Genomic DNA, 16,135 nt, shown 5'->3' on the forward strand with positions numbered 1-16,135 from the left:
ACCGTTTCCGGTAGTTATCCCAGTCTGAGGGGCAGGTTGCCTACGTGTTACTCACCCGTCCGCCGCTAAGTCTCAAGGAAGCAAGCTTCCTATCAACTCCGCTCGACTTGCATGTATTAGGCACGCCGCCAGCGTTCGTCCTGAGCCAGGATCAAACTCTCCATAAAGTGTTTGACTTGCTCATTCGTTGCTGACGAGAACATTGCTGTTCTCTATATTTGAAGAACCGAAGTTCTTCACTCACTCGTTGTTCAGTTTTCAAAGATCAAATTCTTTTTTTGTTGCCGCTGCGTCTCTCGCAGCAACTCTTATATCATATCATGTTCCTTTTTATTTAGCAAGCACTTTTTTTTCAAGAAGTTTTTCTTGTTTTAGTTACCCGCCAAATGCTATCTCATGATAGTTTTCTTTTCATCGTCACTCGTTCGCGACAACTCTTATAATGTATCATGCATTCTTTTTTTTGTCAACACTTTTTTTCGAAAGATGATTTAAATCATTTTATAAGATAACTTAAATCATTTTGCTGAAAGTAAGATGCTGACCTTACTCATTGCTGAGTAGTTTATTCCACAAGCGGAACGTTTTATAATTTATCATATTTTCCTGAGAGTCGTCAACTATTTATTTAGCATTTTATTATAGTGCTGTCCAAGCAGTTCTATGACTGCTTGTTTTGTTCATTTTGATGATTTGTTTGTACTGTGGCAAGATTATATTGGACTTTAATTGTTTTAATTTCATACATGATATTATCGTAACATTATAGTGCACTTGCCCTATTTAATGATTTTGTTCAGTCATTTCTTTTTTTGTTATTTTCTTGGGTTGTTTTCTCATTAATTATTTGCGTATTTAGTTATTCTGTCATTAGTTACTCGTATATTGGCTTGGTTATGAGTTGTGCGGGCTATACCGTAACTTTCTGGCCTAGGAATTAACTGATCCAGTAACGGATTTCTCTTTCGCCGCCAGGTTGGGGTGTCCAGGTTACGGTCTCGCCGATCAGGGATCGGTATACGAGCTTGCGTACTACTGTGGATAGGGCATTGCCGACATGACTGAGTTCGGGATGCTGGATTAGCTCTTCGATGCTCCACGGTTGCTTTCTGCTGCGGAGTACTCGGAACAGCACAGCCGAGCATTCTTGCATTTTGGACATAACGGAGAATTCACAAGCCAGCAGAACCAGCTCCACTCTCTGGTCCATTGTCTCCATACTGAAGGCCAGCTGCTCATACAGCTTATAGACATCGAGCTTTTGCTTTTGTACCTGTTCCCAGACAGCTGATTCGGGGTAGATTCCTTTTTCGCATAGTTCGAGCTTCGCCCAATGCTGAAGTGCCTGAAATATACAGTTGTAGGCATCCATTGTCTGCTTGTTCTGCATATGATAACGCGCTTCCACATACAAAGTGAGGAACAGGCTGAATTCTCTGAAAATACGACGTTCCGCCAGATGACCTGCCATCTCTTTAAGTTGGCTTCTCATCCTCTCTACTTCACCATCGGTATCCCAGATAACTTCTCCCTTGATAAACTGCTCGACGATACGTCGCTGCTGGCCGGCAACCGCGTAATTTTCCATCAGTTCGCGATCTATATAAATGACCTGAATATGGGTATTGGAAATATCCATACGATGTTCTATGATTTCTTCCTCATGATCCTGACGACAGACAACAATGATCAATACTTCAAAATCATGCAGCAGTGAACCGTTAAATTGACTGCCTTTGCTTTTGCATGCTACCGCTCCGACTACTTTATGGTTATTGAAGCTTTCATTCAGAAACGAAAGATTGGTTAATTCCACATGATCCTCCCTTATCTGCCCGGGGGTTAATATATTTTGGATTCTTTTGACTTAAGGGTTAACTTCTACATTTTGGAATACCTTTCCTGCCTGGGTGCATTAATTTTTCCTATTCGTCAAAAAAAGACCAGATACGCAAAATGCGTATTCGGTCTTTTTCTGTGTGCTATTTTTTACTTAAACGTAGATAGGATATCCCAGGCATGTTCATCTCCGAGGCTGCGGGTCCACGAAGCAATTCCTCCCAGCTGGAGTTTACGGGCGAGCTCTACTCTGGCTGCGAGTGATACTTCATCCTCAATCCAGATTTTGTACGTAGCGCCTTTTTCCTTGTACTCGACATAGTTTTGGCCTGATGCTTGATCCAAACGTGGTTTTAGTTTTTTCTCGGTCAGCAGTTTGGCAATGCTTTCCATGCCGACTGCTTTGGAAGAGACTTTGGTGGCTCCATTCTCGGATTTCTCGGTCCATATCCGGGTATACAGGGGAATACCCAGTATCAACTTGTCAGCCGGTACTTCGTCTTCTTCCAAGACACGTCTCATGGCTTTCTCCGTCCAATCCAATGAAGCGACGGAACCTGCTATTGGGCTGGCTGCCCAGTGTTCATCGTAGGCCATGACCATCATATAATCGAGCGAAGGCGCCAGGGATTCCCGATCCAGGAATTTGGACCAGAGCTCGCTATTTGATTTGGGTGTCACATCCATCGACAATACCAGGCTATGCCGAGCTGCCAGCGGCTTCAGTTCACGGATAAACTGAGTAACATTGGGACCATCTGATGTATGCACACTCTCAAAGTCGATATTGATGCCATCCAACTGGTATACCCGGGCATACTCTATCATTTGTGTAATAATATGCCGCCGGTTCTCGTAACTGGAGAGGGCTTCTGTCGTGCGGTCTGCATTGAATCCATTACTGAGCAGTGCCCAGACTTCAATTCCGCGATGATGGGCCCAGTTCACGTATTCCATATCTGCTTTGCTTCGTACATTTCCAGAGCCATCGATAATCTCAAACCAGGTAGGACTTATTACATTCACCCCCGGCAGTTCACCGATGGTATGCGGATCACGCCGCTTCTCATATATAGCCTCCCAGGTCAGATTAACCTTTTTGCCCTTCCATTCGGTCTGTACACGGTTATCCGGAATGTTGGGAACGGGTATGGTGGCCAATTCGCCCATTCGGATTTGGCTGCGCTGCATATAACCGGTGATTCCGTTATCGAGTTGTACCTGTACCCACTCTTCGCCGGTCTGCCATATTCTCAAATGCGCTCCATCCGGTACATCTGTATATATCGGTGCGTGAAGGCTGGCTTCACTGCGAAGTGGAAGCGTCCTGCTGCTATTTTCCGCGGAGGCAGTGGCATATTGAATTCGATCTCCTGCACGCATCAGAATCACAGCTCCGGTATCGGGATCTTCATGTACATCGATATGATAGATCTGCTTGAGCGGAGCAAGGGGAATATACAGCACATCCTGCTGCTCGGGAGCGACACGAAGCTGGAGCGGCTTCATATTAAGCTCTGCGGCGGTACTGCCCTGCTGGAGATGCATAATATTATTGCTGGATGTCAAAATAATCGACCGGGTAGCTTGTTCATACCGAATATTGGGATCTACCTCTTGCTGAAGTACGGGTAAAGGAAGCTGCAGCGAATCTCCTGTTCCCTGCGCCGAATAACTCATCAGCTCGCCTTTGACAAAGATTGGCTTATCGATTCCTTTCCAATCCGGATCTTCATGAAACGGGTTCGGAATAAAAATATAAATAGCTGCTGTTACTGCTATAAGGAGTATCCATACGATCCACCAACGTCTGACTCTACGACTTCTGTTCGCACGTGCTCGCTTCTGTCTGCTCAATACAGCCTCCTGTATGTAGTTGTGTCGTCTGATTCTAATAAAAAAGCAGCACAGGATATCCTGATCCCGTGCTGCTGGAATTAACCTTACTTTAGATCTCTGCAATCGGTGCAAATTCCATACAATTCCATCCGGTGACCGGAAATCTGAAAGCCTGTATGCTGTTCTGCCTGATTTTCTACTTCCCGAAGTGAAGGGTAATTAAAATCTTCAATTTTGCCGCATTGCTCACAAATAATATGATAATGCTCGGTTACGTTCGCGTCAAAACGGCTGGAACTATCTCCATATGTCAGTTCACGAACCATGCCTGCTTCAATAAACATTTTCAAATTATTATACACCGTCGCAACACTCATGCTGGGAAACCGCGGTTCCAGTGAACGGTAAATCTCATCAGCGGTCGGGTGCTCCATGGACTCTAGCAAATAGGCGAGTATGGCATGACGCTGTGGTGTAATCCGTACTCCACTGGTCTTTAGCTGCTCGAGTGCATGTTGAACACGTGTTGTCATCTGGTCCACCGCCTTGTTGAACTACGCAAATTAAATTCCTGTCTGACTGTCATCCATCAATACGAACTTGCAGGTCAGCTATTGCCCTTCACATTGTAAAGGTTGCCGAAGAAGCTTGTCAACGCTGCTCAAAGCAATCTATTCAAGGCAAATCTTGAACAGAAAAGTACGGAAAACAATGGATTACGGTGATTCCGATTCTGCAGGCGAGTTGACGGATGATGGGTCTGAATCGGCCGGTGAATCCGCTGATGGAGAAAGTACCGAATCGGCCGCTCTCCTTGCATCGTTATTTTCTGACGAGGTACCGGTATTGTCTGGCGATGTGCTGTCAGCATCTCCATTACCGGAAGAAGGAGCAATTTGCTGCTGGTCGTTATCTTTGATAATGGAGTCTGTATTGTGCAGCACATTCAGATCGCCATTGCCATCTACGCGAACCCTATGATCATCGGTGCCGAATGTTCCGCTGATCGTTTTGTTTTTCACTTCCAATGGCAGATCGGTTCTGATCGTACCATAGCTGTTGGAGCCGGCAATTTCGTAGTTGCCGGTAGCCGGCAGATACAAATTGATGACACCTACTGCACTATAGACAGACCAGTCCCCTCCTATGCTGATGGACCGAAGTTCAATATTTCCATTTAACGTCTCTGCCCGTGTCTCAAAATTGGCTTCATCAACAAAAATATTACCGTTGCGGGTATTTACATCAATATCGCCCAGTCCTCCGGTAAGTGAGATATCGCCTACCTGGGTATACAGTCGGGCGGCTCCACTAATATCATTAGCCCGGAACGTCCCTTGGTTGGTGTCTGCATTGACATTTCCAAGTATCGATGTAATCTCCATATTGCCATTGGTCGTCTGCGCTTTGACATCACCCAGCAGATCGCGCAGTACGAGACCGCCATTGCCACTGCGAACCGAAATGCTGCGCAGTGCTTCAATATTGCTCATCGTAATCTTGCCATTGGTCGTCTGTACATTGATATCAAAATGACGGCTGGCCGGCACGGTAATCTCCATATTTACCCGCGGCTGGCGATTACTCGACTCCCCATAAGAAAGTGTCTCCGGGCGAATATCAATCTCACGGCCTTCGGTAGCATTGATTTTGGTAGACAGGGCAATGCTCTTGGCCTCTTCCCGCTCCACCTCATCGACCCATACGACCGGACGTATCTGAATCTGATCGACATTACCCGAATGAATAATCAGATCGCCGTTAATGCCTTCCACATTCAGTTCATCGGTCTCTTCCGTGATCGGAACAGTGACATTGTCCAGCTCGGTACGCGTTCCCGAAGCTTCATTGAATTCTGCTGAAGCTGCTGTCAGATCAAGACTGACCCGGCTCCATAAATACAAATACTGATTCTGCTCGGTAACCAGGAAAATGGATACTGCTGCCAGCAGAGCAATCAGCATGCCTCTGATATCCATCCGCAGCCTGAACCGTCTCCGGCGGGATAATATATAAAAAATAATGTATTCCACTCCCCAGACGATAAGGATGACCGGCCACCATTTCAGCAGCCATAACAGCTGTCCACCATTGGTCCACTGATCAAAGAATACCAGAATGCCGACTGCGATCCAGAGCAGGGAGGCGGTAATTCTGCCAACTCTAATTTTTGTGGGCATGAATCACACCTCCTGTATTGTCCTGTGCTCCCTTATGCAGAGCTCGGTAGATACGCAGTCCCTGGAAAACCAGCAGCAGTACGCCAATAAGCAGACATACGAATGCGGTCAGATAGCCTCCCCAGAAACTGACAATATTGCGCAGCCAGTAAGGACGAAGCAGCAGGATACAGATCATCGCTCCCTCCAGGATAAGCAGCAGTCCAAAACTGATACCGCGCAGACCGGCGTACGGCCGGTTTTTCTTTTTGAAAGGAACAAAGGCACGTATATGCTCATTGATCCAATCGGTGGATTGCAGTACATCATATACGTTATAAAAGTAAATGACCGGTACCAGCAGGGCCAGCAAACCCAGGAACGGCAGGTTAATCTGAATACCCTGTGAGGTGAAATAAAAGAGTGCTGTAATATCCAGCAGCAGCAAAGCGATAAACTGAATGCCTTTCTGTGCCAGTCCAAGATAAATGTGACCAAAACCCGGTAAAATCGCTGCAAGCAGCACGGCAATAAATTTGCGCTTAAGCGGGAGTCTGGACGGGGAGTTCGCCATGTTGATTCCTCCTTCCATACCGCTGACAGCAGGTATGTTCGATGATTTCTGCAAATCGGCTGCCAGCCGATCAACAAGTGGTCCAATTTTTACTCGATGGAGACTGCAGTGACTCCCTCGATTTTTTGCATACGGCTGATCATATCCATCGGGTTGTACTCATGATGAATCTCCACATTCATCCGCAGCTCGGTAAGCAATGTTTCCGAGGACAGGGTATGACCGCTGCGTTCTTTAAGAAAGGTGATTCTCTTGATCGTAATATTCTCGGCGTACAAAAATTTGGATACCCGGTCAAGTGTCAGTACACCTGATATGCCTTCAATGGTAATGGAATGCGCTTTGCTGCGGCGAATATAGCGCTGCTCGACAATATTCAGCACCCACAGATTCAGCAGCACCAGCAGCGTGGATACAAACGCGGCAAAGTAAAACCCTGCCCCAATTGCCAATCCGATCGCTGCCACCACCCAGAGTGAAGCCGCAGTCGTCAGACCGGTAATCGCCTTGCCGGTAAACAGAATGGTTCCTGCGCCGAGAAACCCGATTCCGGAAATGACCGCCGTCGCCAAACGCGCCGGGTCGATACGCACATTGGTCTCATGGATAAAATCGGCAAATCCGTATACGGACAGCATCATAATCAGCGCAGAACCGACACAAACCAGTATATGGGTGCGCAGGCCGGCCGCATGACTGGAACGCTCCCGTTCCCAGCCGATCAGTCCGCCCATCAGCATCGCAGCCAGCAGGCGGAACAGAATACTCAGGTTATCAATGAACCAGGGATTGGCCATACTTGTAATTACACCTCCTGTTAATTCGTGATGTCGGGATTATGACGATGAAAAGTCGTCAGTTCCACACCAGGCGCTACTTCAAAAGACTCGATCGGCTGAAATCCATGCTTGCGATACAGACCGACCGCCGGCTCATTCTTTGTACCTGTAGATACAATATAAAGCGGTACCTGCGGATACTGTTCAAACACATAAGACAGCAGCTGACTGGCGATGCCACGCCCGGAAGCTGCCGGATGCACCATCATCCGCGAAACAGTCAATGTATCCGGCTTCTCCTCCTCTACAGCCACTACGCCCTGAATTTCTTCCTCCTCATTAAAGTACCCATAAAACGTCTCACCGCAGCGGCGAATACTCTCTACAGTATCCATAAGCGGCGGAAGTTCCTTGACTCCAATCAACTGAGCTTCCATTCGGTAGGCAATATGCTGCAGCGCCCAGATCTGTCTTACAATATCATCATCTTCCAGTGAGCATTGGCGTATCATGGTTGGCGGCTCCTCTACAGTCAGCGACAGCCTGATGGCAGATCGGATAGACTATGGTTATTTTAAAAAGGACATGCCCCGATTGGCATGTCCTCTAAGTGATCTGTATGTCGTGAATTCCTGTTAAATTATACGCTGTATTTAGCGGGGCAGCAATTCGGCCAGCAACTGGTTAACCATGCCTGGGTTGGCTTTGCCTTTGCTCTGCTTCATGACCTGCCCGACCAGGAACCCGATCGCTTTATCTTTGCCTGCCTGATAATCGGCAACGGACTGCGGATTGGCAGCGATCACTTCCTGCACGATCGCTTTGATCGCACCTTCGTCACTGATCTGGGTCAGACCCTGTTCTTCAACAACCTGCTGTGGGCTTTTGCCGGACTGCAGCATTTCCTTGAATACGGTTTTGGCGATTTTGTTGCTGATCGTTCCTTTTTCAATCAGGCCGATCATCTCGCCAAGTGCCTGACCGGTCAGCGGAACGGCAGAAGCTTCGAGATTGTTGGCGTTCAGATAACCGAGCAGTTCACCCTGAATCCAGTTGGCTGCAGACTTGGCATCGCCGGTGTAGTTCAGACTCTCTTCAAACAGATCGGCCAGCGGTTTGGACGATGTAATAACTGCTGCATCATAGGCAGCCAGTCCGTACTCGGCCGTATAGCGTGCCTGGCGTGCATCCGGCAGCTCCGGAATCGATGCAAGCACCCGGTCTTTCCACTGCTGATCGATATGAAGGGTAACCAGATCCGGGTCCGGGAAATAACGATAATCATGCGACTCTTCCTTGCCGCGCATAGAAATCGTTTTGCCAAGCGTTTCGTCCCAGCGGCGGGTCTCCTGGACGACTTTTTCCCCGTCATCCAGAATCTGTGCCTGACGTAGCTCTTCATACTCCAGACCACGTTGTACGCCGCGGAAAGAGTTCATGTTTTTCAGTTCGGCGCGTGTGCCCAGTTCGGCCTGTCCAACAGGGCGCAGACTGATATTGGCATCACAGCGCAGCGATCCTTCTTCCATTTTCACATCCGATACATCACAGTACTGCATGATGGCACGCAATTTCTCCAGATAGGCGCGGGCTTCTTCCGGGGAAGAAATCTCTGGCTCCGAAACGATCTCGATCAGCGGTGTACCGACACGGTTAAAGTCAACGAGTGAGTCATAACCGCCCGAAGTATGGGTCAGCTTGCCCGCATCTTCTTCCAGATGCAGACGGGTAATGCCAATGCGCTTGGTCTCGCCATTCACTTCGATATCGATCCATCCGTGTTCACCGATCGGCTGATCAAATTGGGAAATCTGATACGCCTTGGGCGAATCCGGATAAAAGTAGTTTTTGCGGTCAAACTTGCTCACGTCGGCAACCTGGCAGTTCAGTGCCATTGCTGCTTTCATCGCATATTCCACAGCCTGACGGTTTAGTACCGGCAGTACGCCCGGATGACCGAGGCAGACTGGGCAGGTATGGGTATTGGGTGGTGCTCCAAATGCGGTGGAGCAGCCGCAAAAGATTTTCGATTGGGTATGAAGTTCAACGTGAACTTCCAGTCCGACGACTGTTTCATATCTGGCTGTAGACATCGGTAGATTCCTCCTTCTTCACATGGTTTTACAGCTGTGGACGCTGCTGATGGAAATCGGTATTCTGTTCAAATGCATGCGCCACACGCAAAACCGTCTGTTCGTCAAAGGCTTTGCCGATAATCTGCATGCCGACAGGCAGTCCGGAGACAAAGCCGCATGGAACACTGATCGCGGGTACGCCTGCCAGACTCACCGGAATGGTCAAAATGTCGTTCAGGTACATCGTTAACGGATCGTTGACCTGGGAACCGAGCTTGAATGCGGTTGTCGGTGCTGTTGGTCCGACGATAACGTCATATTTGGCAAATACATTGTCAAAGTCCTGCTTGATCAATGTACGGACTTTCTGTGCTTTGAGATAATAAGCATCATAATAACCGGAGCTGAGCGCATACGTTCCCAGCATAATCCGGCGCTTCACTTCCGGACCAAAGCCTTCGCTGCGGGACTGATGATACATTTCCAGCAGATTGCCCGGGTTCTCGGCACGTACGCCATAACGAACACCGTCAAAACGGGCCAGATTGGACGAAGCTTCCGAGGAAGCGAGCAGATAATAGGTAGCTACCGCATATTCGGTATAAGGAAGAGAGACTTCTTCCCACTCGGCGCCGAGACTTTCCAGCACTTTGAGTGCGCTTATGATCGATTCCTTGACTGCCGCATCGACACCTTCACCGATATATTCGGAAGGAACGGCGATTTTCAGTCCTTTGATATCGCCTGTCAGTGCACTGATATAGTCAGGAATATCGACTTTGGCCGAAGTAGAGTCTTTCTCATCGTAGCCGGCAATTGCCTGCAGAACGTAGGCGGAATCTTCCACATTTTTGGTGATCGGGCCAATCTGGTCAAGCGATGAGGCAAAGGCTACAAGACCGAAGCGGGATACAAGACCATACGTTGGCTTGAGTCCAACTACGCCGCAATAGGACGCTGGCTGACGAATCGAACCGCCGGTGTCGGAGCCAAGGGTGAAATACGCTTCACCCGCTGCCACTGCCGCTGCGGAACCGCCGCTTGAACCACCGGGTACATGATCCAGATTCCACGGGTTGCGTACCGGCATAAAGCTGGAATTCTCGTTGGAACCGCCCATAGCAAATTCGTCCATGTTCAGTTTGCCGAGCGTAACGGAATCCGCCAGCTGCAGCTTGTCCATAACAGTCGCGTTATAGATCGGATCATAATTACGCAAAAATTGACTGGCACAGGTCGTACGCAGTCCTTCGGTTACGATATTGTCCTTGATTCCTGCCGGCAGACCGAACAGCAGACCGCGTGCTTCGCCGCTGGCTATTTTCTTATCAAGTGCAGCCGCTTGGCGTTGGGCTGCTTCCTCATCCAGTGTAAGATATGCCTGGATGCGGTCATCACGTTCGTTAATCGTCTCGAATGCCTGTGCTACAAGATCGGTTACTGCCAGATCTTTGGCATGCAGCCGGTTATGTATTTCATTCAGACTGAGGTCAAATAAAGTCACTTCCGTGTCCTCCTTCAATTCGGGTTACTTGTGGTCGGGCCGCCCGGTGCTATTCCAGAACAGCCGGTACTTTGAACTGCCCATCTTCATCATCCGGGGCATTGCGCAGTACTTTCTCGATCGGCAGACTCTCATGTACCTTGTCTTCACGCATTACATTGCTGACATGCAGCACATGGGTGGTTGGCTCGACATTTTCCGTATCCAGCTCATTCAGCTTTTCCGCATATTTAAGAATAGCATCCAGCTGCGCAGTGAACATTTCTTTCTCTTCTTGATTCAGATCGAGACGCGCCAGTCTGGCTACATGTTCCACATCCTGAATATTAATGGTCATTGATAAACCCTCCTTCAATCCTGTACCGGTCTCCCACCAACTGTGCGCCATTCATGGATCAATGACTGCCTGTCCAAATGACGGGTGAACCCGGCGGGAAATAACTTTTTCCATTATAGGTTACATACCCGGACAATTCAATCCGTTAAAGCGACAGCAATAAAAAAAGAGCCGGCAGCGCCGACTCTTTTAAATCCAAGCACGCAGATTGATTTGTTTGACGAAATCAGCCTGTGTACTTTTATCTGTTAAAGGTTCTTCAGGTACCGGAAGTTCCTCACCATTCATCACTTGAAAAAATAACTTCTCATTGTGTGTTGCCAGAGCATAATCGATCAGTGCCTCGCGTCCGACTCGTTCAGCTTCCTGCTGCAGCAATTTCTCCTCCGGCTCAATATCGCCAGCCGGTACAAAGAAGTTACGATTTGCTTTAGGAATACGAATGACATAATCGAAGGCATTATCAGGGTTACGGTCATATGCAATTATATATCCATAATCTCCTACAGGCAGATTTTGCTCAAAGGTATCAGTGACAACTACGACTTTTTCTCCCAGATGCAGCATCGTCTATCTCCCCCTAGCTTATCTCCTTATTTGTACATCCTACTACAATAAGTAAGTGGTGTCCACTTTTATCCTGAAAATTACATCTTAATACCCTTGTGAAAAAATGCATTTTATAAAGTACGTCTGAAGAGGTCGATTGGTGTCATTTTATTTCCAAAATAAAACAAGCAGGCTGGAAGGGAATCCGGCCTGCTTGTCTGATTTGTCGGTAATTCGCGAGTAATTATTGGTAAAAGGCAGTCTGTGCAGCTGACAAATGTTATTGTGCTATTTTATGCATATTCGTGCAGAAGCCTGTTTCTCAGGCCGGAACATAAGGATTGCCGGCTTTCTCGGCACCTATCGTTGTTCTCGGTCCATGTCCCGGATAAACTTTGGTCTCATCGGCAAAACGGTACAGAACGGTACGAATCGAATCGATCAGATCACGTTCGCTGCCACCGGTCAGGTCAGTACGTCCTACCCCCATACGGAACAACACGTCACCGGAGAACAGCTCTGTTCCGCAAAGGAAGCTGACGCTGCCCGGTGAATGGCCCGGTGTATGATACACCGTAAACGTATGACCGATCAGCTCCAGCTTTTGTCCTTTGTCCAGAGCATATTCGGCAGGCTCTGCAATGATCGGAGGCGTCACATCCGGCCACATGGCCGAACCGTTAAGCCGTGGATTGGTCATCCATTCCGCTTCCAGATCATGCAGATAAACCGGGCAGTTATAGTGCTGGCGCATCTCCTGAACTCCGCCCATATGATCAAAATGGGCATGGGTCAGCAAAATGGCTTCAATCCTAAGCTTCAGCGTATCAATACGGCGGATCAGTGAACCGGGGTTCATGCCCGGATCGATCACAACTGCACGCTGATTGTCTTCCGCGATAAGCAGATAGGCATTCGTCTGCAGCGGTCCCAGCGAAAAAGTCTCTATTTTAAACAAAGCCATTCACACTCCTGATAATAATTCATGCAGTTCACGGATCACCATCGCATGGGAAGCGGCACCTTCACCATAGCGCTCCAGCATGGCCTTGCGTACCTCGGCCATTTTATCCTTGTAATCCGGTGCTTCGCGATCCGGATTCTCTTCACGGAAAGCAACCATCAGCTCCTGTACGTGTTCCGGACGCGGTCCCCATTGTCCCAGCACGTGACCGCCGGTATCGGTAATAATCACAATCGGTACGGAGCGTCCGCCCATGGTCAGGTATTCATCCATCACATCCTGATGTTCTTCGAGAATCAGCACCCTGGTCGGAATGCCCGCTTCTTCAAAAGCACGGAATACGACCGGAATATTGCGTACGACATCACCACACCAGTCTGCCGCAATAATAATGGAACGCAGATCATCGCGGTGATTAAGCAATTTGAAAAATTCATGGTCATCCAGATCGGTCCAGTTGAATAAGGTATATCCATCATGGAACGCTTCCTTGTTCTGTGTCATACCCTCCATAAACTGCTCGGGCGTGATAGCTACTTCCCACTTGTCTGCCAGATTGCGCTTGCTCATCAATTCCGCCGCCTTTCGGATGGGTTTATTTCTTTTTCATCTTCCTTTTAACCAAAAAGTAGGATGCCAGCAGCACAACCGCTACAATCAGAATTGGCGTCGTATACTTGCTGGCGATCTGGTCGATGTTCTCCCACTGGCTGCCCAGTACCATACCCAGATAAACAAACAGGGCTGACCATGGAATAACCGCCAGTGTCGTCAGAATAATAAAGCGGGCATGCGACATCTTGGTAATGCCTGCCGGAATGGAAATCGCATGGCGTACGACTGGAATAAAACGCGCCGTGAAAATAACGCCGGTGCCGTACTTCTCAAACCATTCTTCCGCGTGATCAATATGGCTTTTCTTGATCAGGATGTACTTGCCGTACTTTTCCAAAACAGGACGTCCGCCGTAGCGACCGATCCAGTAAATGAACAGCTGAGCGATCACCCCACCGATGGTACCAAAAGCCACCGCTCCAAAATAATTGATACTGCCGGTGGATACAAGGAATCCTCCATAGGCCAGTACGATCTCGCTCGGGATAACCTCAATCATCAGACCCAGCATAATGCCGGCATAGCCAAGCTGTTCTACCCAGTGCAATAGTTGTGAAATAATATCGGAAATAATCTCCACCAGTCCTCCTTCAGTATGGTTGCGTTCCTGTCTCTCTATATCAGGCTTATGTATTCCCCAATGAATCAAGCGCTGTGCCGTCATGATGTCCCCACATATTTTAGCACAGGGGTGGAACATGGGCTAGTTTTAAGCGCACATGTTGTGTGAATGCGACTGTGCAGACACAGATCAAGATAGTACCGAAATTATCTGGCTTGGATGAAGTTTGCTTTGGTACAGCATAAAAAACGGACTGCCCAAACAAGCAGTCCGTCGGTGTAGAGTAAGTCTGAATAGTGATAGTGATGTCGATACAGATATTATCACGGCAAGGATACAGGTTCCAAGGAAAAACTTCCATGGGACCTGAAAGATCAACTTTAACAGTGTACAGCTTGCTTTCCAACACAGCACGTTTGGCTGAAAAAGATCTAGCATAGGAAAATTAGCCTTACTACAGCAGCATCGTTGGCATTTTACAGTGCCGTTTTGCTGGTCTGCTCCTGCGGAAGCAGGTCGCGGCAGGCATTTTCCAGATAAGGATTGGCCTGCAGCATGTTGCGGAATACGCTGTACTCCTGCCACATCGTCGCAGTGTCTCCCGCAGAGCCTTTGACCGCACGGATCAGAATGTTCTTGGGCGTATGCTCCATATCGATAAACTCAAGCAGCTGGGTGCGATAGCCCATCAGATCCAGTAACTTGGCACGAATCGCGTCGGTAGCCAGCGCAGAGAAGCGTTCCTTGAGGATACCGTGTGACAACAGCGGGCTCAGCGCATCGTTCTCCACCTGGCTGAACAATTCATGCTGACAGCATGGTACAGAGAGAATAACCGACGCATCCCAGCGCACCGCTTTTTCCAGTGCTGCGTCGGTTGCCGTATCACAGGCATGCAGGGTAACGACCATATCTACCTGATCCAGTTCGTTATAATCCGCGATATCACCGACGAGGAAGAGAAGCTTGTCATAATTCAGCTTCTCGGCCAGCTGGCTGCAGTGCTGGATAACGTCGGCTTTGAGATCGAGACCGACAATACGCAGTGGACGGCGCTGCTGGATATTCAGATAATGATACAGGGCAAATGTCAGGTACGACTTGCCGCAGCCAAAGTCCACAATCGTCAGTTCCCGGTCTTCCGGCAGGGAAGGCAGTATATCCTGCACCATCTCCAGGAAACGGTTGATTTGACGAAACTTGTCGTACTTTTTGGCAAACACTTTGCCGTCTGCATTCATAATGCCCAGCTCGACCAGAAATGGAACCGGCTCGCCTTCGTCCAGAATGTAGCGCTTTTTGCGGTTATGGTTGAGATCGGCTTCGGTCTTGGTCGCGGTCTTGGTCAGGATGGATACTTTGTACTTCTTGCTGATCAGCACCTGATAATCCGCTTCGGTCGTACATAGCAGTCCCTGTCGCATCGATTGCTCGAACAGTTCCATGAGCGGGCGCTCCGCTTCGGTAGCGGGCACGTTCTCATGAGTGACTTTGTTATTATAATGATAAGCAAACTGGTAGTGCAGCTGCTTTTTGAGTTCAACCGGCTTGATGATGACTTTGTTAAATGCATCGGGTTCCCGTTTGCGGCGCTGACTGAGCGTCGCCGAGATCAGTTCACCGCTCTCGATCAGCTGGTGAATCAGTTTCTGGAGTGAATCCATGATGTACAATCACTTTCTTTCCTTTTCAATTTTGCAGCCGGGCATGCGCCGCTTCAATATCTGCCCGGGTGATGCCGCCCTCTTGCAGCTCTTCATCGCTTTTGCGGAGCATGCGTTCATAAAAGGCATTACCGATCTGTTCACCCTCTACAGGGTCCAGTTCGGTCAGACGGCGGAGTGCATCCATCGCATTATCATAATAGCCTTCCTGCTCTTCATATTCCACCATCAGTTTCTCTACAGCGGCAGGAAGCATATATTCCTCCAGCTGGTCGAGCAGTTCATCCATATGCTGCGGATAATCCAGCAGACTGCGGTCTGCTCCATGGACTGCGCTGTACAGAAACAGATGCAGGGATTTGATCCGGCGTACGACTGCGTCCTCTTCATGACCGCCAGCGGCATAAATGTCTGCTTCGACCTTGATCATACGCGCCAAACCCTGTAACTGGTCTACCTCGACGGTCGGACCGACACGGAACATATCAATCACTTCATCGGTCGGCATACGATTAACGAGTTCGCTGTTCAAACGGAAGTTTTTGCGCATTAGATCATCGACTTCCCATAGTGCTTCCGTATATTTCTTTTCTTCCTTGAGTCCGAACGCTTTGGAGATCATGCTGGCCATATCCTCGATCATGCCCATGAGGTAGTCTTTTCTGAACATTCCTA

Annotated in this window: 16 protein-coding genes and 1 rRNA gene; all 17 read right to left on the bottom strand. The window is 48.5% G+C overall.

Annotation, left to right across the window (positions count from 1 at the left end; all coding sequences use genetic code 11):
* Positions 1–167: ribosomal RNA gene (locus tag WH45_RS19325) — 16S ribosomal RNA — on the bottom strand; the annotation flags it as partial.
* Between the two features lie 770 nt (positions 168–937).
* Entirely contained in the window at positions 938–1,816 is an 879-nt protein-coding gene (locus WH45_RS19330; RefSeq protein ID WP_046216077.1) for a nucleotidyltransferase-like protein, read from the bottom strand.
* 173 nt (positions 1,817–1,989) lie between these two features.
* A complete protein-coding gene (locus tag WH45_RS19335; protein ID WP_235338427.1) occupies positions 1,990–3,696 on the bottom strand; it encodes a glycosyl hydrolase family 18 protein in 1,707 nt (568 codons plus the stop codon).
* An 86-nt stretch (positions 3,697–3,782) separates the two neighbouring features.
* Complete coding sequence (locus tag WH45_RS19340) at positions 3,783–4,211, bottom strand: Fur family transcriptional regulator (protein ID WP_046216078.1); 429 nt, start codon at positions 4,209–4,211, stop codon at positions 3,783–3,785.
* A gap of 183 nt (positions 4,212–4,394) precedes the next feature.
* Entirely contained in the window at positions 4,395–5,858 is a 1,464-nt protein-coding gene (locus WH45_RS19345; RefSeq protein WP_052723868.1) for a DUF4097 family beta strand repeat-containing protein, read from the bottom strand.
* Entirely contained in the window at positions 5,842–6,411 is a 570-nt protein-coding gene (locus WH45_RS19350) for a hypothetical protein (protein WP_052723869.1), read from the bottom strand. Before WH45_RS19350 ends, WH45_RS19345 begins: the two co-directional genes overlap by 17 nt.
* Positions 6,412–6,500: 89 nt before the next feature.
* Positions 6,501–7,208 (bottom strand): MgtC/SapB family protein, encoded by a 708-nt coding sequence (locus WH45_RS19355; RefSeq protein ID WP_046216079.1) that lies wholly within the window; start codon positions 7,206–7,208, stop codon positions 6,501–6,503.
* 20 nt (positions 7,209–7,228) lie between these two features.
* The gene (locus tag WH45_RS19360) at positions 7,229–7,702 is read right to left on the bottom strand and encodes a GNAT family N-acetyltransferase (protein ID WP_046216080.1); all 474 of its coding nucleotides are present in this window, start codon (positions 7,700–7,702) and stop codon (positions 7,229–7,231) included.
* 141 nt (positions 7,703–7,843) lie between these two features.
* Positions 7,844–9,283 (bottom strand): Asp-tRNA(Asn)/Glu-tRNA(Gln) amidotransferase subunit GatB, encoded by a 1,440-nt coding sequence (gene gatB, locus WH45_RS19365; RefSeq protein WP_046216081.1) that lies wholly within the window; start codon positions 9,281–9,283, stop codon positions 7,844–7,846.
* Between the two features lie 28 nt (positions 9,284–9,311).
* Complete coding sequence (gene gatA, locus WH45_RS19370; protein WP_046216082.1) at positions 9,312–10,769, bottom strand: Asp-tRNA(Asn)/Glu-tRNA(Gln) amidotransferase subunit GatA; 1,458 nt, start codon at positions 10,767–10,769, stop codon at positions 9,312–9,314.
* A 49-nt stretch (positions 10,770–10,818) separates the two neighbouring features.
* On the bottom strand, positions 10,819–11,106 hold the full coding sequence (gatC, locus tag WH45_RS19375; protein ID WP_046216083.1) for an Asp-tRNA(Asn)/Glu-tRNA(Gln) amidotransferase subunit GatC: 288 nt from the start codon (positions 11,104–11,106) through the stop codon (positions 10,819–10,821).
* A 189-nt stretch (positions 11,107–11,295) separates the two neighbouring features.
* On the bottom strand, positions 11,296–11,673 hold the full coding sequence (locus WH45_RS19380) for a hypothetical protein (protein ID WP_046216084.1): 378 nt from the start codon (positions 11,671–11,673) through the stop codon (positions 11,296–11,298).
* Positions 11,674–11,977: 304 nt separating this feature from the next.
* On the bottom strand, positions 11,978–12,619 hold the full coding sequence (locus tag WH45_RS19385) for an MBL fold metallo-hydrolase (protein WP_046216085.1): 642 nt from the start codon (positions 12,617–12,619) through the stop codon (positions 11,978–11,980).
* Positions 12,620–13,189: a thioredoxin family protein gene (locus tag WH45_RS19390; protein WP_046216086.1), complete on the bottom strand. Its 570-nt coding sequence runs from the start codon at positions 13,187–13,189 to the stop codon at positions 12,620–12,622.
* A 25-nt stretch (positions 13,190–13,214) separates the two neighbouring features.
* Positions 13,215–13,814, bottom strand: coding sequence for an undecaprenyl phosphate transporter UptA (locus WH45_RS19395; protein ID WP_046216183.1), 600 nt, complete (start codon positions 13,812–13,814; stop codon positions 13,215–13,217).
* Positions 13,815–14,272: 458 nt separating this feature from the next.
* Complete coding sequence (locus tag WH45_RS19400; RefSeq protein ID WP_046216184.1) at positions 14,273–15,460, bottom strand: class I SAM-dependent methyltransferase; 1,188 nt, start codon at positions 15,458–15,460, stop codon at positions 14,273–14,275.
* 25 nt (positions 15,461–15,485) lie between these two features.
* The gene (locus tag WH45_RS19405) at positions 15,486–16,130 is read right to left on the bottom strand and encodes a DUF6483 family protein (protein WP_046216087.1); all 645 of its coding nucleotides are present in this window, start codon (positions 16,128–16,130) and stop codon (positions 15,486–15,488) included.
* Positions 16,131–16,135: the final 5 nt, after the last annotated feature.

The organism is Paenibacillus wulumuqiensis, from assembly GCF_000971965.1.
Taxonomy (GTDB): domain Bacteria; phylum Bacillota; class Bacilli; order Paenibacillales; family Paenibacillaceae; genus Saccharibacillus; species Saccharibacillus wulumuqiensis.